Raw genomic sequence first — 22370 nt, 5'->3', positions numbered from 1 at the left:
CCGCCGGGGTGGTGAATTCTTCAACCGTCATCCTGACGAAAGTCAGGATCCAGAGCCACAAGCGGATACGCTCGTGGCTCTGGATCCTGGATCAAGTCCAGTATGACGAGTGACTACCGAAGCTTCGCGATATTCAGCGAATCTTCCTTCGCGCGGGTCTTCACCGATTCCTCGCTGCGCGTCAGCGCCTTGGCAATCGCCTTCAGCGCCATGCCCTTCTTGGCGAGCGTATGCAGCTTCTGGATCTCGTCCTGAGTCCAAGGCTGCCGATGTCGCTCGAATTTCGCCTCAGCCATTACACGATCTCCACTATCTCGATCGCATCCGCCTTGCCGGCAAACGCCACCGTCTCGCCCACCGCGGCGCCCATCAGCGCGCGCGCGAGCGGAGCCGAGAAGGCGAGGCGATCCTCGCCCGGCTCCGCCTCGTCACCGCCGACGATCACGATCATCCGCTCCGCGCCGTTCATCCGCACGCGCACCGACGATCCGATCCCTACCTCGCCCTCCTCGGGCTCAGGCGCGAGTTCGGCGGTCGTCTGGCGCGTATGCCAATAGCGCAGGTCGCGCAGCAAAACCTTCCGCGCCTCCTCGTCGGTTTCTGCCGCGACGGCAGCCTCGATCGCGTCCACCCGCGCGCCGATCAGCGCAAGGCCGCGCGCCGTTACCAGATTGGGCCCCGGCGCGATCGGCTGTTCGAACTTCGGCTCGAGATGTTCCTCGTCGCTTTCGCGGCGAAACGCGACGCTCATGCCGTCACTTCAGGCATGCGACGATCCCGGCGATCGCCGCGAGCGTCCCATCGACATTCTTCACCTTCACGACGTCGAGCCCGAGCTGCTCGGCCGGATAGTCGTTGCCGCCCGGAAAGATCGCGTCGCCGATGAACATCATCTTGTCGAGCGCGATCCCGCTCGCCTCGTTGAGCTTCTTGAGGCCGTAGGCCTTGTCGACACCCTCGCGCGTGATGTCGATCGAGGTCGCACCACCCATGTTGATCGACAGACCCGGCAGACGCTGGCGCAGATCGGCCTGGATCACCTTGCGCTTGGCGAAGTCGGGATCCCAGCTGTGCTTGGCGTCGATCGGCGCTTCCTGGCCGAGCGCGGAGAAGGTGATCTGGCTGCCGCGATCCTCGATCCGCTCGCCCCAGGTCTGCTCGGGCACGAACCCGGTCGCCTCGAGCGACTCGTCGAACGCTTTCAGGATCTTCTGCTTTTCCTCGTCTTCGAACAGCTCGGCATAGACCGCGCGCCATTCGTCGTCGAACCGGTACAGCTTGGTGCCGGTCGTCGGCATCAGCCACAGCTTGGTGCGATCGGCGCGCTCGGGCAGCCGGCTCGCGACCTGCTTTTCGAACTGCGGCCAGTCGCCGCCCGAGATCACCGCGACATGCGCGACGTCGAGCAGGTTCGCCAGCGCCTCGCCCATCGGCTCCTGCAAGGGCTGCTTGCTTTCGGCCAGCGTGCCATCGAGGTCAAAGGCAACCAACTCTTTCATGCGGAAACTCCAGTCAGGATAAACGTGTCGATCGCGTGCGCGACACCGTCGGCATCGTTCGCGGTGGTGATTTCGTGCGCGACGTCGCGGACGGACTGCGGCGCATTGCCCATCGCGATCGCCAGCCTGGCCCGCTTGAGCATCGCGATGTCGTTCGCCTGGTCGCCGATCGCCGCGGTCTGCGTCAGGCTGATGCCGAACGCGTCCGCGAGTTCCTCGATCCCGCTGCCCTTGTTGCCCGCGACGGGCGTGATGTCGAGATAATAGGTCTGGCTCTGGACGATCGTCGCCTGCGCCTCGAACTTGGCCGCGACCCTGGCGTGCAGGTCGCGCAGCAGCTCCTCGTCGTCGCTGACGAACGTCACCTTGTCCGCCTTGGCGAGCAGGTCGGTGAAGTCGGCGACGATCACCGGATCCTGCGCCGAGGCCTTGCGCTCGCTGTCCACATGGCTGCCCTGATCGGTGCTGGCATACCAGATGTCGTCGGCGAAGATCCAGGTATCGACCGGCGCGTCACCGATGATCTCCATCGCGCCGCGCACGACGTCGATGTCGACCATGTGATGCTCGATCACCGTGCCGTCGCGCTTGAAGACGATCCCGCCGTTGAACGCGCCCATCGGCTCGTCGATGCCGAGCAGCTCGGCGATCGGCATCATCCCCGATCGCGGCCGCGCGCTGATGATCGTGAAGCCGAGGCCCGCCGCCTTCAGCCGCCTGACCGCATCGACGGTCGCGGGCGCGACCTTCTTGTCCTTGTCGACGAGCGTGCCGTCGACGTCGGATACCAGGAGCTTGATGCTCACCGGGGCATCTCGACATGCCCGCCGAAGCCGAAGCGCATGGCCGACAACAGCTTGTCGCCGAACGTATGGTCGACCCGGCTGCGATAGCGTGCGTAGAGCGCGGCGCTCAGCACGTTGGCGGGCACCTTCTCCTCCATCGCCGCGTCGATCGTCCACTGGCCCTCGCCCGAATCCGCGACGCTGCCGCTGAACCCTTCGAGCGTGCCGTCCTTGGCCAGCGCGATCGCCGACAGGTCGAGCAGCCACGACGAGATCACACTGCCGCGACGCCACACTTCAGCGACGTCGGTCAGGTTGATGTCGAACCGCTGGTCCTCCGCGACATGCTCGCCCGACTTGCCCTTGAGGATGTCGAAGCCCTCGGCATAGGCCTGCATCAGGCCGTATTCGATGCCGTTATGGACCATCTTGACGAAGTGCCCGGCACCCGGAGGGCCGGCGTGGATATAGCCCTTTTCCGCACGCGGATCGGCCTGCCCCTCGATGCGGCCCGGCGTGCGGACGATCTCGCCCATGCCCGGCGCCAGCGTGTCGAAGATCGGGTCGAGATAATCGACCGTCTCCGTCTCGCCGCCGATCATCATGCAATAGCCGCGGTCGAGGCCCCAGACGCCGCCCGACGTGCCCACGTCGACATAGCGGATGCCCTTCTCGGCGAGTTCCTTCGCGCGGCGGACATCGTCCTTGTAGAAGCTGTTGCCGCCGTCGATGATGATGTCGCCCTCGGACGCCTTTTCGGCGATCGCCTGAACGGTCTGCTCGGTCGGCTCGCCCGCGGGCACCATCACCCACCAGATCGCCGGCGTGTCGAGCTTGCCGCGCATGTCGTCGAGCGAGTCCGCGCCGATCGCACCATCCGCCGCGAGCTTCTTCACCGCCTCCGCATCGCGATCGAACGCGACGACCTCATGGCCGTTCTTCATCAACCGGCGCGCGATGTTGCCGCCCATCCGGCCGAGGCCGATCAGTCCGATCTTCATAGGGAAATCCTTGTCTTCTCCCTCTCCCCTCCGGGGAGAGGGTCGGGGTGAGGGGCAGTTCCGGGCGGGGGCGCCCTTGGCAGCCCCTCACCCCAACCCTCTCCCCAGCGGGGAGAGGGAGCATAGGTCTTACGCCGTCGCCGGCTGCTTCTTCGCGATCGACCCGAGCAGATCGTCGAACGCCTTCACGAACGAGGCGACGCCCTCCTCGACCAGCGTGCCGGTCACGCCGGTGAGATCGAGCCCGAGCCGCTCGGCTTCGGCGAGCGTGCGCTTGGCCGCATCGACATCCGCAGTGATCGTCTCCGCCGCGGTGCCATGGTCGCGAAACGCGTCCATCGTCTTTGGCGGCATCGTGTTGACCGTGTCACGGCCGATCAGCGTGTCGATGTAGAGCGTGTCGGGATAGCTCGGGTCCTTCACGCCGGTCGACGCCCACAACAGCCGCTGCGGCTGCGCGCCCTTGGCGGCGAGCGCCTGCCAGCGATCCGACTTTAGGAACTCGAGATACCATTGATACGCCATCTTCGCGTTGGCGATCGCGACCTTGCCACGCACCGCCTTCAGCGCCTCAGCGTCGGCATCACCCTTTTCGAGCCGGGCATCGATCTGCTTGTCGATCATCGTATCGATCCGGCTGACGAAGAAGCTCGCGACGCTGGCGATCCGGTCGATCGGCTTGCCCTCGGCGACGCGCTTCTCGAGCCCCGCGGCATAGGCCTCGGCGACGCGGACATAGGCGTCGATCGAGAACAGCAGCGTAACGTTGACGTTGATCCCTTCCGAGATCGCGGTCGAGATCGCCGGGCCGCCCGCGAGCGTCCCCGGGATCTTGATCATCAGGTTCGGCCGGTCGACCGCCGCCCACAGCTTGCGCGCCTCGGCGATCGTCGCGTCGGTATCGTCCGAGATATAAGGCGACACTTCGAGGCTGACGTAACCGTCCTTCGCGTCGAGCTTGTCGTACACGGGCTTCAGCGTCTCCGCCGCGGCCTTGATGTCCTGGATCGCGAGATGCTCGTAGCGGTCGATCGTTGCCGCGCCAGGGTTCTCCTTGTCGAACTTGGCTAGCGTCGAGTCATAGGCGTCGCCGTGGCCCATCGCCTTTTCGAAGATCGACGGGTTCGACGTGACACCGGTCAGGCCATCCTCGTCGACCAGCTTCTGGAGACCACCGGCCTCCAGGAACTTCCGGTCGACGAAATCGAGCCACACCGCCTGGCCGAAGCCTTCGAGGTCGTTGAGCGTACCCATCACTTGGTCTCCATAACCTGGCGGGCAACCTTGACGACATTGTCGACGGTAAACCCGAACTTGTCCTGCAGCTTGGCGAGCGGCGCCGAGGCACCGAAGGTCGACATCGTCACGGTCGCGCCGTCGAGACCGACATAGCGGTCCCAGCCGATCGACCCGGCCATCTCGATCGCAACGCGCGCCCGCACGTTCCGCGGCAACACGCTTTCCTTGTACGCGGCGTCCTGCAGCTCGTAGCGATACCAGCTCGGCATCGACACGACCCGGCTCTTCACGCCGTCCGCGACCAGCTTCTCGTGCGCATCGATCGCGAGCGACACCTCGCTGCCCGTCGCGATGAGGATCACGTCGGGCGTGCCGTCGCAGTCGGCCAGCACATAGCCGCCCTGCTCGACGCCATCCGCGCTCGCATATTTCGTGCGATCGAGCGTCGGCAGCGCCTGACGCGACAGGATCAGCGCGGCCGGCGTGCTCGCGTCCTTCAGGACCGCCTTCCACGCCGCGGCAACCTCGTTCGCGTCGCCCGGACGGATCGTGTCGAGACCCGGGATCGCGCGGAGCGTCGCCAGATGCTCGATCGGCTGGTGCGTCGGGCCGTCCTCGCCGACGCCGATCAGATCGTGCGTGAACACCCAGACCGCGCCGACTTCCATGATCGCCGACAGCCGCACCGGTGCGCGCATGTAATCGACGAACACGAGGAAGGTGGAGCCGTAGGAGCGCAGATGCGACAGCGCCATGCCGTTGACGATCGCGCCCATGCCATGTTCGCGAATGCCGAAATGGAAGTTGCGGCCGGCATAATTGTTCGCCTCGAACGACGGCTGGCCCTTGATGTCGGTCTTGGTCGACGGCGCGAGATCCGCCGAACCGCCGATCAGCCACGGCACCTTCGCGGCGATCGCGTTGAGCACCTTGCCGCCCGAATCGCGGCTGGCGAGACCCTTGAGATCCGCCTCGAACACCGGAATGTCGGCATCCCAGCCCTCGGGCAGATCGTCCTTGAGCAGCAGGTCGAGTTCGGCCGACAGCTCGGGGTGCGCATCACGATACTTGTCGGTCAGCGCGACCCATTCGTCACGCAGCTTCGCGCCACGATCCGCAATAGCGCCGTTGAAATGCTCGATGACGCCGTCCGGCACGTAGAACGACTTGTCCTCGGGCCAGCCATAGGCCTGCTTGGTGAGGCGGATATTCTCGTCGCCGAGCGGCTCGCCATGCGCCTTCTCGCTGCCCGCCTTGGGGCTGCCGTAACCGATCACCGAATGCACGACGATGAAGGTCGGCTTGTCGGTGGTCGCCTTGAACGTCTCGATCGCACGCGACAACGCGGCCGTGTCGTTGGCGTCGTCGACATGAATCACGTTCCAGCCATAGGCGTCGAAGCGCAGGCCGACATCCTCGTCGAACGCGAGATCCGTCGCACCCTCGATCGAGATGTGGTTGCTGTCGTAGATCCAGCAAAGATTGCTGAGCTTCAGGTGCCCGGCCATGCTCGCCGCCTCGGCGGAGACGCCCTCCATCATGTCGCCATCACCACACAGCGCGTAGACGTCATGGTCGAACAGCGTGAAGCCGTCCTTGTTGTAGCGCGCGGCGAGCCAGCGCTCGGCGATCGCCATGCCGACCGAATTGCCGCAGCCCTGGCCGAGCGGACCCGTCGTGGTCTCGACGCCCGTGGTGTGGCGATATTCCGGATGGCCGGGGGTCTTCGACGAGAGCTGGCGGAACTGCTCGATGTCCGCGAGGCTGACGGCCTCCTTGCCGGTCTTGTTGCCGTCGGCGTCGATCTCTTCGATCTTGGCGAGGTGGATCAGCGAATAGAGCAGCATCGACGCGTGCCCGACCGACAGCACGAAGCGGTCGCGGTTGGGCCAGTCGGCGTGCTTGGGATCGTAGCGCAGGAACTTCGACCAGAGCGTATAGCCGACCGGCGCGAGCGCCATCGGCGTGCCGGGGTGGCCCGAATTGGCCTTCTGCACCGCGTCCATCGACAGCGTGCGGATGGTGTCGATCGCGAGACGCTCGGGCGAGCCATCCTCGTGCAGCATGGGGTCCGCCTTGGGGGCAGCGGTTGCGGTATCGGTCATGGAAGAAAGCCTCGCTCTAGACTGACCGAACGCCGCGCATCCGATCTGGTTGCCAAGATAGGGTGCCTTTAGGCGGATGCACCCGAGCGTTCCAGTCGCGTAACGACGCCTTTGGATGCAATATAGGCGGCATCGACCTCGTCGAGGAACAGCCCGTGGCCGAGCACACCGGGAATTGCCGACAGCGTCGCTGCCAGCGCGCGTGGATCGCCGAGCGTCGGGAAATGGCAGTCTGCGACCATATTGCCCTGATCCGTCCGATACTTGTCCCGAACTACCGGCACCCCGCCGAGATCGGCCAGCACGCGCATCACATAGCCCCGCGCGAAGGGCAGCAGCTCGACCGGCAGCTTCGCCGCGCCGATCCGGTCGACGCGTTTCGAGCCGTCGGCAATAACGACCATCCGTGCCGAGCTTGCGGCGACGATCTTCTCGCGCAGCATCGCCCCGCCCGCACCCTTGATCGCGAAACAGCGCGCGTCGATCTCGTCGGCGCCGTCGATCGTCAGGTCGACGGCCGCGATATCGGCAAAGTCGAGCACCGCGATACCCACCTCCCGCGCCAGCGCGCCGCTCGCCTCGGACGTGACGACCGCGCGGACGTCGAGCCCTGCTGCGACGCGCTCGCCCAGCGCGCGAATCGCAAACGCCGCGGTCGACCCGGTGCCGAGCCCGACCAGCATGCCGTCCCGAACCTCCGCCACGGCCGCTATCGCCGCCGCCTGCTTGTCGTCATCGATCATCGTGCGATCCCCCCGCATGGTTGTCAGTGCCCACCCGAGGAACGCACCCCCGGCAACTCTGGATCCTCGCTTGAACTCGACGGGACGGGGCAGTGCCGAGTCGCGCCCGTCCAAACCGCCCGACCGTGCATCCCTCGGAGGCGTCATCCCGACGAAAGCGCGTTGCCGGAGCAAAATTGCGCCGCGGTTGACGCCCATCGCTGCCGCTCGAGAAAAGCGAGCCGCCACCGCACGTTACCGAGCGCCGTCAGCGCCCGCCGACGGCGGAAAAAGCACCGGCAATCAAACAGGTTACTTTCCCTGCCCTATTTTTCACGTCCGCTTTTCAACTGACACACTTCTGGTACATCCGCATGGTTTAGCCGGCCCTCATCTGATCGCGGATACCCCACTTGATAGTCACACGACTTACCCCTCGGCGCTACGCCCTGATGGCACCCGCGTTGATCGCGCTTGCGGCCTGTTCCGGCGGCGGCGACGACGCCGCAAAGGGCAAGGGCAAGGGCGGTCAGCCCGGCCAGGGAACGCCGACCGTCGGCTATGTCGTGATCCAGCCTTCGAGCGTCGCGATGACCACCGAGCTCAGCGCGCGCACGACCGCGTTCGAAAGCTCGGATGTCCGGCCGCAGGTCACCGGGATCATCCGTCGTCGCTTCTTTACCGAAGGGACGCTCGTCCAGAAGGGCCAGCCGCTCTACGAGATCGATCCACGCCTCTATCGCGCCGCCGCCAACGAGGCGCAGGCGAACCTGCAGAGCGCGCGTGCGAACGAACAGGCGCAGCGCGTCCTCGCCAACCGCTACAAGCCGCTCGCCGAGATGGAGGCGATCAGCCAGCAGGACTATACCAACGCGATCGCCACGTCGCGTCAGGCGACCGCCTCGGTCGCGCAAACGCGCGCCGCGCTGGAAACCGCGCAGATCAACCTGAAATTTACGACCGTGCCCGCGCCGATCACGGGGCGGATCGGCCGGTCGCTGTTCACCGTCGGCGCGCTCGTTTCCGCGACGCAGACCGACCCGCTCGCGCAGATCCAGCGGCTCGACCCGATGTTCGTCGACATCCAGCAATCGTCGGGCGACCTGCTCGCGCTGCGCCGTTCGCTCGGGCAGAACGGCATCGTCCCGACGCGCGCCGAGGTCCGGCTGAAGCTCGAGGATGGCAGCGACTATGGCGCGACCGGTACGGTCGAGTTCGCCGAGGCGCTGGTCAACACCGAGACCGGCACCGTGACGCTGCGCGCGCGCTTCCCGAACCCGCAGGGTCTGTTGCTGCCCGGCATGTTCGTCCAGGCGCGGTTCGCGCAGGCGATCAACCAGCGCGCGTTCCTTGTCCCCCAGGCGGGCCTGTCACGCGATGCCAAGGGCAATGCGACCGTCTATGTCGTCGATGCGAACAACAAGGCGGTGCAGAAGAAGGTCAAGGCCGACCGGACGCAGGGCGCGTTCTGGGTCGTGACCAGCGGGCTCAACCCCGGCGACCGCATCATCACGCAGGGCCTGTCGAAGATCGCGCCGAACCAGGGCGTGAAGCCCGTGCCCGAGAATACCGCGCAGCGCATCGAGGCACCCAAGCAAGATCCCTCGGGTGGCGATGCCAGCCAGAAAAAGGCCGGCTAACCCCTCATGATGTCTCGTGTCTTCATCGATCGCCCGATCTTTGCCTGGGTGCTCGCGATCATCGTGATGCTCGGCGGCATCGGCGCGATCATGAGCCTGCCGATCGCGCAATATCCCGACGTCGCGCCGCCGCAGGTGACGATCCGCGCCACCTTCCCGGGTGCCAACGCGCAGACGATCCAGAACAGCGTCACGCAGGTCGTCGAACAGTCGCTCACCGGGATCGACGGGCTGATCTATTTCAGCTCGTCCTCGTCGTCGCGCGGCTCGGTGACGGTCACGGTCACGTTCGAAAAAGGCACCGATCCCGACATCGCGCAGGTCCAGGTCCAGAACCAGGTCCAGCAGACGCTGTCCCGCCTGCCGCAACAGGTTCAGCAGCAGGGCCTCGTCGTCCGCAAGTCCAACCCGGACAATCTGCTGATCGTCGGCGTCTATGACGAGACGGACAAGCTGACGAACCAGGACGTCTCCGACTATCTCGTCTCGAACCTGCAGGATCCGCTCGGCCGTATCCCCGGGATCGGCGACAGCAACGTGTTCGGCGCGCAATATGCGATGCGCATCTGGCTAGACCCGAACAAGCTGGCGAGCTTTCAGCTGATCCCGAGCGACGTCACGACCGCGATCCAGGCGCAGAACGCCGAAGTCGCGGCGGGCGAGCTCGGCGGCCAGCCACAGCCCGACACGCAGATGCTCAACGCGACCGTCACCGCGCAGTCGCGCCTCCAGACGCCCGAGCAGTTCGCCAACATCATCCTCAAGACCACCAACGACGGCGCCACCGTCAAGCTGCGCGACGTCGCGCGGATCGAGCTCGGCGCCGAGAACTACAATGCGCGCAGCCGCGTCAACGCGCATCCGGGCGCGGGTATCGCCGTGCTGCTCGCGCCGGGTGCCGACGCGCTCAAGACCGCCGAACTGGTCAAGGCCTATGTCGAGAAGTCGGCGAAGAGCTTCCCGCCAGGGCTCAAATTCGCCTACGCCAACGACACGACCGACTTCATCAAGCTGTCAATCGAAGAGGTCATCAAGACGCTGATCGAGGCGGTGATCCTCGTCGTCATCGTGATGTTCGTGTTCCTGCAGAGCTGGCGCGCGACGTTGATCCCGACGATCGCCGTCCCCGTCGTGCTCCTCGGGACGTTCGGGATCTTCTATCTCGCGGGCTTCTCGATCAACACGCTGACGCTGTTCGGGCTCGTGCTCGCGATCGGCCTGCTCGTCGACGACGCGATCGTCGTCGTCGAGAATGTCGAGCGCCTGATGGAGGAAAATCCCGACATGTCGCCGCGCGAGGCGACGATCGAGTCGATGAACGAGATCACCGTCGCGCTGGTCGCGATCGCGCTCGTCCTGTCGGCGGTGTTCCTGCCGATGGCGTTCTTCGGCGGGTCGACGGGCGTGATCTACCGCCAGTTCTCGCTGACGATGGTGTCGGCAATGATCCTGTCCGTGCTCGTCGCGCTGATCCTGTCGCCGGCGCTCACCGCGACGCTTCTCAAGCAGAAGAAGAAGGACGCCGAGGGCAATCACGAGAAAAGCTGGGGTGAGCGCAAGTTCCCCAAGGTCGCGCATGTCTTCACGCGGGCCGGCGAGAAGTTCAACAGCGGGTTCGACAAGGGTACGCAGAAATATACCAATGCGGTCCAGTCGGTGATCAACCGCAAGTGGCTGTTCCTGGTGATCTATGCGGGCACCGTGGCGTTGCTCGCCGTGCTGTTCCTCCGCCTGCCGACGGGCTTCCTGCCGACCGAGGATCAGGGTTCGGGCATCGTCCAGTTCCAGCTTCCCGCGGGCGCGACGCAGGGCCGTACCTTCGCGCTGCAGAAGCAGATCGAGCAATATTACTTCACGCAGGAGAAGGCGAACGTCCGCACGATGTTCACCGTCAGCGGCGGCGGTGGCGGTGGCGCGAGCGGCCAGAACACCGGACAGGGCTTCGTCTCGTTCGCGCCCTGGGACCTGCGCGAGGGCAAGGAAAATACCGCCGAAGCGATCACCGGGCGCGCGTCGAAGGCCTTTGCGGGATTCCGTGATGCCCAGGTCTATTCGCTCGTTCCCCCCGCGGTGCGCGGTCTCGGATCGTCGAACGGCTTCACGATGCAGCTGCAGAACACCGGGAGCCTCACGCAGACCGAATTCAACGCCGCACGGGACAAGCTGCTGGCGCTCGCGCGCGCGGATCTCGTCGCTGACCGCGATCCGCCTGACCGAACTGCCCGACGTCGCGACGCTTCGCGTCGACGCGAACCAGCAGAAGCTGTCGACGCTGGGTCTGACGCAGGCGAACGTCAACTCGACGCTGTCGACCGCGTGGGGTGGCCAGTACGTCAACGACTTCATCGATCGCGGCCGCGTCAAGCGCGTCTATGTCCAGGGCGATGCGCAGTTCCGCGCCGAGCCGTCGGACCTCGCGCAATGGTTCGTCCGCGGCGCGAACGGCCAGATGGCCCCTTTCTCGTCGTTCGCGACGACCAGCTGGGGCCAGGCGCCGACGACGCTGTCGCGGTTCAACGGCATCTCGTCCTATGAAATCCAGGGTTCGGGCGCGGCCGGCGTCAGTTCGGGCGACGCGATGGACAAGATCGCGCAGCTCGCGGGACAGATCCCCGGCACGTCGGTGTCGTGGTCGGGGCTGTCCTATCAGGAACGCCTGTCGTCGGGCCAGGCGCCGATCCTCTACGGCCTGTCGCTGCTGGTCGTGTTCCTCTGCCTCGCCGCGCTGTACGAAAGCTGGTCGATCCCGATCGCGGTGCTGCTCGTGATCCCGCTCGGCCTTGTCGGCGCGATCCTCGCGGTGACGCTGCGCGGGCTGATCAACGACGTGTATCTGCAGATCGGCCTGCTCACGACGATGGGCCTCGCCGCAAAGAACGCGATCCTGATGATTGAATTCGCCGAGCAGGAGGAAAAGAAGGGCAAGCGCGTGATCGAGGCGGCACTGTCCGCCGCCAAGATCCGTCTCCGCCCGATCCTGATGACGTCGTTCGCGTTCATCCTCGGCGTGCTGCCACTTGCGCTTTCCACCGGCGCCGGCGCGAACAGCCGCATCGCGATCGGTACGGCGGTGGTCGGCGGGATGCTGACCGCGACGATCCTCGCGATCTTCTACATCCCGCTGTTCTTCGTCCTCGTCCGCCGCGGCGCGCGCGACGGCATCGCCAAGCTGCGCGGTCGTCCGACCGGGTTCCAGGGCGATCATCACGATAACGACAGCGCCCATGACGAGCCGCTTGGCCCGCCCGAACCCCAGGGCCCTCACCGGCCGGAGCCCGCATGATGCGCTCGTTGATCCTGATCCTCGCCGCCTCGACCGCGCTGGCGGGCTGCTCGCTCGCGCCGAAATACGCGCGCACCGAATTGCCGGTGCCGCCGTCATGGCCGGTCGGCGACGCGTATCTGCGCCAATCGGAGGCGGCGCTGCCCGCGATCACCTACCGCGACGTCTTCCGCGATCCGCGCCTCCAGCAGATCATCACGCAGGCGCTCGCGAACAACCGCAATCTGCGCGTCGCCGCGGCAAACATCGCCGCCACCCGCGCGCAATACCGGATCCAGCGCGCCGATCTCTTCCCGCAGATCGATGCGAGCGGTCGGTACACCTATTCGGGCGGCGGTAACGGCGCGCGCAGCACCGCGACGAGCGGTGGCGGCACGGGCACGGGCGGCACGGGCACAGGGGGCACGGGCACAGGGGGCACGGGAACGGGCGGCACCGGAACGGGTGGCACGGGGACCGGCGGGACCGGCACCGGTGGGATCGGAACGGGCGGCACGGGCGCGGGTGGCACCGTCATCAGCTCGTCGAACTCCAACAGCGCGTTTTCGGTCGATCTGGGCACCACCGCGTTCGAGCTCGACCTGTTCGGGCGGATCCGTTCGCTCACCGGCGCCGCACTCGACCGCTATTTCGCGACCGAGGCCGCGGCGCGCGCGACGCGGCTGACCCTGGTCGGCGACATCGCCGATGCGTGGCTCACCTACGCCTCGGACCAGAGCCTGCTCAAGATCGCGCAGGACACCGTCACGAGCTCGCAGCGCAGCGTCACGCTGACCAACGCACGCCTGCGCGGCGGCGTGTCGCCCCGGACCGACCTCCGCCAGGCCCAGCAGATCCTCTACACCGCGCAGGCCGATCTCGCGGCGCAGCGCACCGCGCTCGCGCAGGATGTCAACGCGCTGCAACTGCTCGTCGGCGCCCCGGTCGACGCCGCGCTGCTCCCCGTGTCGATCGAACAGGCGTTGCCGACGGTCGCGACATTGCCCGCTGGGCTCGACAGCGGCATCCTGCTGCGGCGCCCCGACGTCGTGCAGGCGGAATATGAGCTGCGCGCGACGAACGGCGAGATCGGCGCGGCGCGTGCGCAGTTGTTCCCGCGCATATCGCTCACCGGGCTCGTCGGGTTCGCGAGTACCGCGCTGTCGTCGCTGTTCAGTGGTGGCGCGTTCAACTATTCGGTCGCGCCCTCGGTCAGCTACCCGATATTCCAGGCCGGTGCCGGGATCGCCAACGTCGCGTTCACGAGAGCGCAGCGTGACGCCGCGCTCGCTACCTATGAGCTGTCGATCCAGACCGCGTTTCAGGAAACCGCGGATGCGCTGGCGCGGCAAGGGACAATCGCGGATCAGCTGCAGGCGAACCAGAATTTCGCCAACGCCGCGCTCGACACGTTCCGCCTGTCCGATGCGCGCTATCGTGGTGGCATCGATACGTTCCTCAACTCGCTCGATGCGCAGCGTTCGTTGTATACGGCGCAGCGCAATCTCGTCGCGACCCAGCTCGTCGGTGCCAGCAACCGCGTGACGCTCTATCGCGTGCTGGGCGGCGATTCCACGCTCGAGGCGACTGCATCCGGCCCACAGCCGGTAACGCAGGGCGGCGCACCCCGACCGGAGTGACGAGGCGCGCCGGTCACCGGCTTGCGACGGTCATTCTGCCACACGGCAGAGGAACCAGAACGGGCGGCTTCGACCCGAAGCCGCCCGTGTAAACGCCCGCCCCGCGGCGATCAGCCCTGCCCGCCGCCCTTCAACGGGGCCACCGCATCGCGACCGAACTGCATGATGAGTTCGCCGATCTCGCGCGCCTGGCTCATGCTGCGCTGACCCTGCGACTGCATGAACGCGCTCTGGATCTTCATCACGTCCGACAGGTCCTTCGCGCTTGCCGCCTCGCGCATCGCCGCGAAGGCCTCGCGTGCGTTCTGCTCGGCCTGGTCGATCATCTTGGCGCCGATGGTCGAGCCGGTCTCGGCGATCTTGCGCCCCGATTCCTGCATCGCCTCGCCAGCGCGCTGCGCCGGGTCGGCCACATGTTCGCGGAAATTGGCCTGCGCGGTGTCCGCGCCCTGCTGCATCCGGTCGGACGCCGCCTTCAGCGTATCGGCACCCTTGTCGATCGAAGCCTTGACGTTCTCGGCCATGACAGCGCTCCTCTTGCCTATGTTTGATGCCTTATTGCACCCTCTATCAACCGGCACCAAGGCGGTTGGTTTCATGGGCGGGAGGCCTAGTCCGCTGCGACGTGCCCTTGCATCGGCGACGCGCGCCGCGTGAGCCATACGATCGCGATCAACGCGACGCACAGCCATGCCGACAACCGAAACAGATCGGTCGACGCCAGCAGATAGGCTTGCCCCACCATCTGCCGCGTGATCGCGCCCGCGGCCTGGACGTCGCTCATCCCCATCCGGCCCAGCGTGTCGCGCGCCATCTGCAACGGCATGCCCGACCCGACCGCCTCGCTCATCCGGCTCTGGTGGAGCGCCTCGCGCCGGTCCCAGGCGGTGGTGATGATCGATGCGGCAAAACTGCCCGCGACGATCCGCGCGAAGTTCGACATCCCCGTCGCCGAGGGCAGCCGTTCGCCCGGGATCCGGTCGAGCGAGATCGTCAGCATCGCCAGGAAGAACGTGCTCATCGCGATCCCCTGCACCATCATCGGCACCATCAGGTCCCAGGTGCTCGCGGTCGTCGTGAACCCCGATCGCAGATAATAGGAATAGCCGAACGACGCGAACGCGACCGTTGCGAGCAGCCGCGCGTCGATCCGCCCCGCGAGCCGTGCCATCAGCGGCGTCAACAGCACCGCGACGACGCCACTGGGCGCCGCGACCAGACCCGCCCAGGTGGCGGTATAGCCCATCTGCGTCTGCAGCCAGAGCGGCAGGATCAGGATGTTGGCGAAGAACACCGCATAGCCGAGGCAGAAGGCGAGATTGCCGAGCGCGAAGTTGCGGCTCCGGAACAGCGACAGGTCGACCGCCGGATTCGCGGCGGTCACCTCCCAGATGATCCAGGCGACGAACCCGGTCAGCGCGACCGCCGCCATCACGACGATCCGCGTCGACTGGAACCAGTCGTCGTTCTTGCCGAGATCGAGCATGATCTGGAGCGCACCGACCCACAGCACCAGCAGGATCAGCCCCCCGGTGTCGATCGGCAGCTTGCGCGTCGGCGTCTCGCGGTCCTTTAGCCCGCGCCAGCAGAAGAACGCGACGAACACGCCGAACGGCACGTTGATCAGGAAAATCCAGCTCCAGTGATAATTGTCGGAAATATACCCACCGAGGATCGGTCCCATGATCGGCGCGACGAGCGTCGTCATCGACCAGATGCCGAGCGCAGTGGACCGCTTCTCGGGCGGGAAGACCGAGATCAGCAACGCCTGGCTTCCCGGCATCATCGGCCCCGAAAATCCGCCCTGGAGGATCCGGAACGCGATCAGCGAGGGCAGGCTCCACGCGATCCCGCACAGGAACGATGCCAGCGTGAACAGCATGACCGAGACGCAGAACGTCCTGACCACCCCGAACCGCCCCATCAGCCACCCGGTCAGCGGCACCGCGATGCCGTTGGCGACCGCGAATGCCGTGACGACCCACGTCGAATTGTCCGCGCTGACGCCCAGATTGCCCGCGATCGTCGGTAGCGAGACGTTGGCGATCGTCGTGTCGAGCACCATCATGAACGTCCCCAGCGCGAGCGCGAACGCGACCAGCGCGAGCTTTCCCCCGTCAGTGGGGCGGGTCCGGCGCCCGTTCCGCCCGCTGGGGGCGCCGCCATCAGCGGTTCGCCGCGATGATCTGACGGATCTTCGCCTCGACCTTCGCATCGTTCGCGTCGGTCGACGCCTGCGCGAACGTCCGTCGCGCCGGCCGACCGATCCGCGTCCCCGACACGTCGGCGGTGTCGACGATCGTCGTCACCGACAGCCCGACGCGCAGGGGATTGGCGTTCAGCTCACGCGCATCGAGCGCGATCCGCACCGGGACGCGCTGGACGATCTTGATCCAGTTGCCGCTGGCATTCTGCGGGGGAGCAGCGCGAACGCATTCCCGCTCCCCGCCCCCAGGCCGACGACGCGCCCGTGATAGACGATGTCGTCGCCATACATGTCCGCGGTCACCGTTGCCGGCTGGCCGATCCGGAGGTCCTTGAGCTGCGTCTCGCGGAAATTCGCGTCGACCCAGACGCGGTCGAGCGGCACGACCGCGAGCAGCGGCATCCCCGCCTGGACCTGCTGCCCCAGCTGGACCGTACGCTGCGCGACGACGCCGTCGATCGGTGCGGTGATGTGCATGTGGTTGCGCGTGATCGCGGCGCGGCGATACGCGGCGATCGCCGACAGGACCGCAGGATTGCTCGACACCGTCGTCCCCGACACGCTGTTGCGCGATTGCGCCTGCTGGCTGCGGGCGAGCGCGAGATTGGCAGCCGCGACCTTCACCGCATCCGCGGCATGGCTGAGCTCCTCGCCCGAGATCGCCCCCTCGGCCGCCGCCCCGCGCCGCCGCTGCAGGTCGCTCTGCGTCCGCGTCAGCTCGGCCTGCGCCTGCACAACCGCTGCGCCCGTCTCGTTGACCTTCGAGAAGTCGGACCGCGTCGCGCGCACCGCCTGCGCGAGCTGCGCCTCGGCGGATGCCAGCCCGACATCCGCCGCCGCCGCGTCGAGATCGATCAGCGGCGCGCCGGCCTTCACCATCTGCGTATTGTCGGCGTGGATGCCGATCACCTGCCCCGGATCGCGCGCGGTGATCGACACCACGTCACCGGCGACATAGGCGTCGTCGGTCTCCTCCTCGGGCTTCGCCAGCAGGAAATGGAAGACGGCCCAGACGATCAGCGCGATCGCCACGACGATGCCCAGGAGGGTCAGCCAGTGCTTGCGCGCCTTCGGGTTACCCGCGGGGTCTGGCGAAGCGGGCGTGCCTGTCTGCGAATCCGTCTGCGTGTCGGTCATCGAATCGGGTCCTGCGAAGAATCGAAACCGCCCCCCAGCGCGAGCACCAGCGCGATCCGCTGTTGCGCCGCGTCGGCGGCAAGATTGGCGTCGGCCTGCTCGGCCTCGAGCGTCCGCACGTCGTTGTCGACAAGGTCGAGCCGGCTATCGAGGCCGCTCGACACACGGATCGCGTTGAGACGCCCCGTCTCGGCAAACCCCCGCACGACCTCACGCTGGCGAACGCGGTCCGCCTCGAGCGCGCCGATCCGCGCGAGCGCGTCGGCGGCTTCGCGGACCGCGCCGACGATGCGGTCGTTATAATCGGCGGTCGCGGCGTCGAGCAGCGCGGTCGAGCCGGCGAGCTCGGCCTTCAACCGGCCATTGTCGAACAGGGGCAGATGCAGCGCGGGCCCTACCCCCGCCGTTCCCGCATCGAGCGATACCAGATTGCCAAGCCCGACCGCCTGGAACCCCGCCATCGCCGCCAGATTGACGTTGGGATAAAAGGCGCGACGCGCGACCTGGCGCCCCGCCGCCGCCGCCTCGATCCGCGCCTGCGCCGCGGCGATATCAGCGCGGCGGGCGAGCAGGTCCGCCGGCACCGCGCGCGGCAAGGGCAAGGCGGCATCGAGCCGGATCGCGGTCGGCCGTATCGTCGCGGGATAATCCACGCCGCGCCCCGCAAGCGCCGCCAGCGCGGTCTTCGCCAGCAGCTGTGCGGCCTGCGATCGCAGCAGCGCCTGTCGCGCCTGCGCCAGCAGCGTCGCGGCCGCCTGCGCCTCGAGCTTGCTCGACAGGTTGTTACGGATCCGCACGTTGACCAGCCGGAGCGAGTTTTCGCGCGTGGCGATCGTCCGCTGTGCGATCCCGGCCTGCATTTCGGCGCGCGCCATGTCGACATAGGTCTGGACCACCGCCCCCGACAATGTGAGCCGCGCGGCAGCGAGGTCGAGCGCCGCGGCCCGAACCGACGCCCGCGCGCCCTCGATCGCAGCCTTCTGGCGCCCGAACAGGTCGAGGTTCCAGCTCAGGTTCGCGGCCGTCGACCCGATGAACCGCGTCGACCCCGCAAAGGGGGCGGGATCGTGTAGCGCCCGCTCAGCCGCGCAACCTGCGCCGACCCATCGAGCGTGACGTTCGGCCCGTTGTCGGCGTCGCGCGTCGCCAGCACCGCGCGCGCCTGCGCCACACGCGCGAGCGCCGCGTCGAGCGATGGATTGCCCGCAACCGCATCACCGACCAGCCGGTCGAGCTGCGGATCACCAAAGCCGCGCCACCAGTCCGCCGCGATCGTCGGTGCCGGGGTAGCGGACAGCCCCACCGCCGGCGCCGCGAGCGGCGTGACGAGCGGCTTCGACTCGGGAACCGCGCACCCTGCCAGCAGCCCCGCGGCGATGAGGACCGCGCGCGTCACGCGGACTGGCAGCCGCCGCCCGCGCGCCCGTCGACCGCATCCGCCTCCATCGTCGCGCGCAGCTTCTGCATCAGGCTGATCAGCGTCGTCACTTCGTCGGGCTTCCAGTCCTTCAGCCACCGGTTCCACCGCTCGATCACCCGGTCCCGACAGCGCAACGCGACGACACGCCCGGCGTCGGTCAGCGCAAGGTGGACGATCCGCCGATCCTCGACGCTGCGCGTCCGCGCCACCCAGCCATTATTCTCGAGCGTATCGACCAGCCTGGTCATCGCCCCCTTGTCGTGTGCCATGTCGCGCGCCAGCGTCGCGCACGTATTTCCGCGTCCGAACCAGATCGCGATCATCGCCGACCATTGCGTGTGCGTCAGCCCCTCCTCGACGAACAGCGGCTCGAGCGACTGGCCGCCCATCTGATGGATCTGCCGACCGAGAAATCCGATCGAACAGTCGGGCGCAAAGTCCTGTACGGAATAAAAGTCCATAAAGTTGCTTTAGCAACCACTGCTCAAGCATAAAAATGACAAATCGTTCATGTCGCCGTGGCGCGGCGGCGGCAAATTGGCCTTGTGAAACCGCAGGATCGGCGAAACCCGCCCTTCCCCCGCTCGCCCCCCTTGCTAAGGCCCGCGCAGTAACCGCATTCAGGTCGGTCCCCTACGCGCCCCCGCGGTCCCATAGGCCGCTTCCCCTCGGCGCCCGGCGGCCCGACGCCCACGGGAAGGACCCCTATGACTGCCATCGGCCAGGACACCCTAAAGACCCGCACGAGCCTCTCCACCGGCGGCAAGTCGTATGACTATTACAGCCTTGCCAAGGCTTCCGAACAGCTCGGCGACATCAGCCGCCTGCCCTTCTCGATGAAGGTGCTGCTCGAGAACCTGCTGCGCTTCGAGGACGGCGTCACCGTCACGCGTGACGACATCCAGGCGATCGTCGACTGGCAGAAGGAGCGTCGCAGCGACCGCGAGATCCAGTATCGCCCGGCGCGCGTGCTGATGCAGGATTTCACCGGCGTGCCCTGCGTCGTCGATCTCGCCGCGATGCGCGATGCGATGACCAAGCTCGGCGGCAACCCCGAGAAGATCAACCCGCAGGTCCCCGTCCACCTCGTCATCGATCACTCGGTGATGGTCGACGAGTTCGGCACGCCCAGGGCGTTCGAGGATAACGTTGATCTCGAATACGAGCGCAATATCGAGCGCTACGAGTTCCTGAAGTGGGGCAGCAAGGCGCTCGACAATTTCCAGGTCGTCCCCCCCGGCACCGGCATCTGCCACCAGGTGAACCTGGAATATATCGGCCAAGCCGTCTGGTCGTCGGCTAGCTCGGGCGACCACGGCGACGGCACGATGATCGCGTATCCCGACACGCTGGTCGGCACCGACAGCCACACGACGATGATCAACGGTCTGGGCGTGCTCGGCTGGGGCGTCGGCGGGATCGAGGCCGAGGCCGCGATGCTCGGTCAGCCCGTCTCGATGCTGATCCCCGAAGTCGTCGGCTTCAAGCTGACCGGCGCGCTGAACGAGGGCATCACCGCCACCGATCTCGTGCTCACCGTCACGCAGATGCTGCGCGCCAAGGGCGTGGTCGGCCGTTTCGTCGAGTTCTTCGGCCCGGGCCTGTCGTCGATGACGCTCGCCGACCGCGCGACGATCGCCAACATGGCGCCGGAATATGGCGCCACCTGCGGCTTCTTCCCGATCGACGACAAGACTCTCGATTACATGCGCCTTACCGCGCGCTCCGACGAGAATGTCGAGCTGGTCGAAGCGTACGCAAAGGCGAACGGCTTCTGGCGTGACGAGAATGCCGAGGACCCCGTCTTCACCGACACGCTCGAGCTCGACATGGGCTCGGTCGTCGCGTCGCTCGCCGGCCCGAAGCGCCCGCAGGACCGCGTCAGCCTCAACAAGGTCGACGAGGTGTTCAACAGCGACCTCCACAAGCTGTACCATAAGGAGCAGCCCGCGCGCGTCGCGGTCGAGGGTCGTGAGCATGACATCGGCGACGGCGACGTCGTCATTGCCGCGATCACCAGCTGCACCAACACGTCGAACCCGTCGGTGCTCGTCGCCGCAGGGCTCGTCGCACGCAAGGCCAACGCCCTCGGCCTGAAGTCGAAGCCCTGGGTGAAGACGTCGCTGGCTCCCGGTTCGCAGGTCGTCACCGACTATCTCGACAAGGCCGGCCTCACTGCCGACCTGAACGCGCTCGGCTTCAACCTCGTCGGCTATGGCTGCACGACCTGCATCGGCAATTCGGGCCCGCTGGCGCCGGCGATCTCGTCGGCGATCAACGAGAACGACCTCGTCGCGGCCTCGGTCCTCTCGGGCAACCGCAACTTCGAGGGCCGCGTCTCGCCCGACGTCCGCGCCAACTTCCTCGCGTCGCCGCCGCTCGTCGTCGCCTATGCGATCAAGGGCACCGTCACGACCGACATGATCGAGACGCCGCTGGGTCAGGGCTCCGACGGCCAGGACGTGTATCTGCGCGACATCTGGCCGACCAACGAGGAAGTCCGCAGCACGATGGACGCCAATATCGACGCGTCGATGTTCGGTGCGCGCTACGGCGACGTCTATGCGGGCGATTCGAAGTGGCGCGGGATCGACGTCACGGGGTCGGACACGTACCAGTGGCGTGCAGGGTCGACCTATGTCGCCAACCCGCCCTACTTCGACGGCCTGTCGATGACCCCCGCCCCCGTGCAGGACATCATCGACGCCAAGCCGCTCGCGATCCTCGGCGATTCGATCACCACCGATCACATCTCGCCCGCAGGCTCGATCAAGGCGGACAGCCCCGCCGGCCGCTTCCTCCAGGAGCATCAGGTCAGCAAGGCCGACTTCAACAGCTATGGCGCCCGTCGCGGCAACCATGACGTGATGATGCGCGGCACGTTTGCCAACATCCGCATCAAGAACGAGATGGTCCCCGGCGTCGAAGGCGGCATGTCGAAGTATGACGGCGAGGTCATGGCGATCTACGACGCCGCGATGCGCTTCAAGCAGGACGGCACGCCGCTCGTGATCGTCGCCGGCAAGGAATATGGCACCGGCTCGTCGCGCGACTGGGCGGCGAAGGGCACCAACCTGCTCGGCGTCCGCGCAGTCATTACCGAGAGCTTCGAGCGTATCCATCGCTCCAACCTGGTCGGCATGGGCGTACTGCCGTTGCAGTTCGCCGAGGGCACGGATCGCAAGACGCTCGGCCTCGACGGCTCGGAGACGTTCACCATCCTCGACGTGGCGAGCATCCGCCCGCGTCAGGACGTGACGGTCAAGATGACCCGCGCCGACGGCAGCAGCGAGACGTTCGAGACCAAGTGCCGGATCGATACCGTCAACGAGCTGGAATACTTCCTCAACGGCGGCATCCTCCAGTACGTCCTGCGCAAGCTGGCGGCGTAAGCGACTGGCGTCGTCCCGGAGCGATCCGGGACGGCGGGGCTGCCTTCAGCTACCCGAACTACCGTCATCCCAGCGAAGGCCGGGATATCCCCGTGAGGCGCATGTCGCCCACCACGAGGGATATCCCGGCCTTTGCTGGGATGACGTGTTTCAGGTCAGGAAGAATGGTGGACGCCGCATCGCGATCGCGACCCCGAAAAGGCGGGGCGACCATGACAGTCGCCCCGTAGTTCAGGGAGGGAACCGGGACAGGGGAGGCCCGGTCATGTCGCCGTCCACAGGGGGAAGAGGGAGCGGCGACGCCCCTCCATCGCGCCGATAT

At 66.7% G+C, this 22370-nt stretch carries 16 protein-coding genes and 2 pseudogenes; 4 read left to right on the top strand and 14 right to left on the bottom strand.

Features of this window, described 5'->3' with window-relative positions; genetic code table 11:
* Window positions 1-113 precede the first annotated feature (113 nt).
* The 8 genes from QP165_RS14205 to rpiA form a co-directional block, all read right to left on the bottom strand.
* On the bottom strand, window positions 114-296 hold the full coding sequence (locus QP165_RS14205; RefSeq protein ID WP_031396458.1) for a hypothetical protein: 183 nt from the start codon (window positions 294-296) through the stop codon (window positions 114-116).
* The gene (locus tag QP165_RS14200; RefSeq protein ID WP_333996124.1) at window positions 296-751 is read right to left on the bottom strand and encodes a GreA/GreB family elongation factor; all 456 of its coding nucleotides are present in this window, start codon (window positions 749-751) and stop codon (window positions 296-298) included. Before QP165_RS14200 ends, QP165_RS14205 begins: the two co-directional genes overlap by 1 nt.
* 4 nt (window positions 752-755) lie before the next feature.
* Entirely contained in the window at window positions 756-1499 is a 744-nt protein-coding gene (locus QP165_RS14195) for an HAD-IIB family hydrolase (RefSeq protein ID WP_333996123.1), read from the bottom strand.
* Complete coding sequence (locus QP165_RS14190; protein ID WP_333996122.1) at window positions 1496-2305, bottom strand: Cof-type HAD-IIB family hydrolase; 810 nt, start codon at window positions 2303-2305, stop codon at window positions 1496-1498. The genes QP165_RS14195 and QP165_RS14190 overlap by 4 nt, the downstream gene beginning before the upstream one ends.
* A complete protein-coding gene (gene gnd / locus QP165_RS14185; protein ID WP_333996121.1) occupies window positions 2302-3285 on the bottom strand; it encodes a phosphogluconate dehydrogenase (NAD(+)-dependent, decarboxylating) in 984 nt (327 codons plus the stop codon). The genes QP165_RS14190 and gnd overlap by 4 nt, the downstream gene beginning before the upstream one ends.
* 129 nt (window positions 3286-3414) lie before the next feature.
* Complete coding sequence (tal, locus tag QP165_RS14180) at window positions 3415-4539, bottom strand: transaldolase (RefSeq protein ID WP_333996120.1); 1125 nt, start codon at window positions 4537-4539, stop codon at window positions 3415-3417.
* Window positions 4539-6629, bottom strand: a complete 2091-nt coding sequence (gene tkt, locus QP165_RS14175) for a transketolase (protein ID WP_333996119.1) — start codon at window positions 6627-6629, stop codon at window positions 4539-4541. The genes tal and tkt overlap by 1 nt, the downstream gene beginning before the upstream one ends.
* A gap of 68 nt (window positions 6630-6697) precedes the next feature.
* Window positions 6698-7372 (bottom strand): ribose-5-phosphate isomerase RpiA, encoded by a 675-nt coding sequence (gene rpiA, locus QP165_RS14170; protein ID WP_333996118.1) that lies wholly within the window; start codon window positions 7370-7372, stop codon window positions 6698-6700.
* A 431-nt stretch (window positions 7373-7803) separates the two neighbouring features.
* On the opposite strand from rpiA, the gene QP165_RS14165 reads away from it, so the two are divergent.
* From QP165_RS14165 to QP165_RS14155, 3 genes and pseudogenes are all read left to right on the top strand, one after another.
* Window positions 7804-8991: an efflux RND transporter periplasmic adaptor subunit gene (locus QP165_RS14165; RefSeq protein ID WP_333996117.1), complete on the top strand. Its 1188-nt coding sequence runs from the start codon at window positions 7804-7806 to the stop codon at window positions 8989-8991.
* Window positions 8992-8997: 6 nt separating this feature from the next.
* Window positions 8998-12274, top strand: a pseudogene (locus QP165_RS14160) (multidrug efflux RND transporter permease subunit).
* The gene (locus QP165_RS14155; RefSeq protein WP_333996116.1) at window positions 12271-13893 is read left to right on the top strand and encodes an efflux transporter outer membrane subunit; all 1623 of its coding nucleotides are present in this window, start codon (window positions 12271-12273) and stop codon (window positions 13891-13893) included. The pseudogene QP165_RS14160 and the gene QP165_RS14155 overlap by 4 nt, the downstream one beginning before the upstream one ends.
* Before the next feature lie 110 nt (window positions 13894-14003).
* On the opposite strand, the gene QP165_RS14150 is transcribed toward QP165_RS14155, so the two are convergent.
* The 6 genes and pseudogenes from QP165_RS14150 to QP165_RS14125 all read right to left on the bottom strand — a co-directional run bounded on the left by QP165_RS14150 (window position 14004) and on the right by QP165_RS14125 (window position 19117).
* Complete coding sequence (locus QP165_RS14150) at window positions 14004-14417, bottom strand: phasin family protein (protein WP_333996115.1); 414 nt, start codon at window positions 14415-14417, stop codon at window positions 14004-14006.
* An 86-nt stretch (window positions 14418-14503) separates the two neighbouring features.
* Window positions 14504-15958: a DHA2 family efflux MFS transporter permease subunit gene (locus QP165_RS14145; protein WP_443019304.1), complete on the bottom strand. Its 1455-nt coding sequence runs from the start codon at window positions 15956-15958 to the stop codon at window positions 14504-14506.
* Between the two features lie 100 nt (window positions 15959-16058).
* Window positions 16059-17236 (bottom strand): annotated as a pseudogene (locus QP165_RS14140) (efflux RND transporter periplasmic adaptor subunit).
* Complete coding sequence (locus tag QP165_RS14135) at window positions 17233-18231, bottom strand: TolC family protein (RefSeq protein ID WP_333997037.1); 999 nt, start codon at window positions 18229-18231, stop codon at window positions 17233-17235. The pseudogene QP165_RS14140 and the gene QP165_RS14135 overlap by 4 nt, the downstream one beginning before the upstream one ends.
* A gap of 14 nt (window positions 18232-18245) precedes the next feature.
* A complete protein-coding gene (locus QP165_RS14130; RefSeq protein WP_333996113.1) occupies window positions 18246-18632 on the bottom strand; it encodes a hypothetical protein in 387 nt (128 codons plus the stop codon).
* The gene (locus QP165_RS14125) at window positions 18629-19117 is read right to left on the bottom strand and encodes a MarR family winged helix-turn-helix transcriptional regulator (protein WP_333996112.1); all 489 of its coding nucleotides are present in this window, start codon (window positions 19115-19117) and stop codon (window positions 18629-18631) included. The genes QP165_RS14130 and QP165_RS14125 overlap by 4 nt, the downstream gene beginning before the upstream one ends.
* Window positions 19118-19363: 246 nt before the next feature.
* On the opposite strand from QP165_RS14125, the gene acnA reads away from it, so the two are divergent.
* Window positions 19364-22048 (top strand): aconitate hydratase AcnA, encoded by a 2685-nt coding sequence (gene acnA, locus QP165_RS14120; protein ID WP_333996111.1) that lies wholly within the window; start codon window positions 19364-19366, stop codon window positions 22046-22048.
* The last annotated feature ends 322 nt before the right edge of the window (window positions 22049-22370 follow it).

This window comes from Sphingomonas sp. 22R3R2A-7, from assembly GCF_036856055.1.
Lineage (GTDB): Bacteria > Pseudomonadota > Alphaproteobacteria > Sphingomonadales > Sphingomonadaceae > Sphingomonas.
The sequence above is the reverse complement of the archived record's forward strand: the minus strand, read 5'-3'. Positions and strand labels throughout refer to the sequence as shown.

Excerpts from the sequence above, each read along its gene's own strand:
- QP165_RS14205 (WP_031396458.1), bottom strand. The coding sequence starts at position 296 with ATGGCTGAGGCGAAATTCGAGCGACATCGGCAGCCTTGGACTCAGGAC.
- QP165_RS14200 (WP_333996124.1), bottom strand. The coding sequence starts at position 751 with ATGAGCGTCGCGTTTCGCCGCGAAAGCGACGAGGAACATCTCGAGCCG.
- QP165_RS14195 (WP_333996123.1), bottom strand. The coding sequence starts at position 1,499 with ATGAAAGAGTTGGTTGCCTTTGACCTCGATGGCACGCTGGCCGAAAGC.
- gnd (WP_333996121.1), bottom strand. The coding sequence starts at position 3,285 with ATGAAGATCGGACTGATCGGCCTCGGCCGGATGGGCGGCAACATCGCG.
- tal (WP_333996120.1), bottom strand. The coding sequence starts at position 4,539 with ATGGGTACGCTCAACGACCTCGAAGGCTTCGGCCAGGCGGTGTGGCTC.
- tkt (WP_333996119.1), bottom strand. The coding sequence starts at position 6,629 with ATGACCGATACCGCAACCGCTGCCCCCAAGGCGGACCCCATGCTGCAC.
- rpiA (WP_333996118.1), bottom strand. The coding sequence starts at position 7,372 with ATGATCGATGACGACAAGCAGGCGGCGGCGATAGCGGCCGTGGCGGAG.
- QP165_RS14165 (WP_333996117.1), top strand. The coding sequence starts at position 7,804 with ATGGCACCCGCGTTGATCGCGCTTGCGGCCTGTTCCGGCGGCGGCGAC.
- QP165_RS14155 (WP_333996116.1), top strand. The coding sequence starts at position 12,271 with ATGATGCGCTCGTTGATCCTGATCCTCGCCGCCTCGACCGCGCTGGCG.
- QP165_RS14150 (WP_333996115.1), bottom strand. The coding sequence starts at position 14,417 with ATGGCCGAGAACGTCAAGGCTTCGATCGACAAGGGTGCCGATACGCTG.
- QP165_RS14145 (WP_443019304.1), bottom strand. The coding sequence starts at position 15,958 with ATGGTGCTCGACACGACGATCGCCAACGTCTCGCTACCGACGATCGCG.
- QP165_RS14125 (WP_333996112.1), bottom strand. The coding sequence starts at position 19,117 with ATGGACTTTTATTCCGTACAGGACTTTGCGCCCGACTGTTCGATCGGA.
- acnA (WP_333996111.1), top strand. The coding sequence starts at position 19,364 with ATGACTGCCATCGGCCAGGACACCCTAAAGACCCGCACGAGCCTCTCC.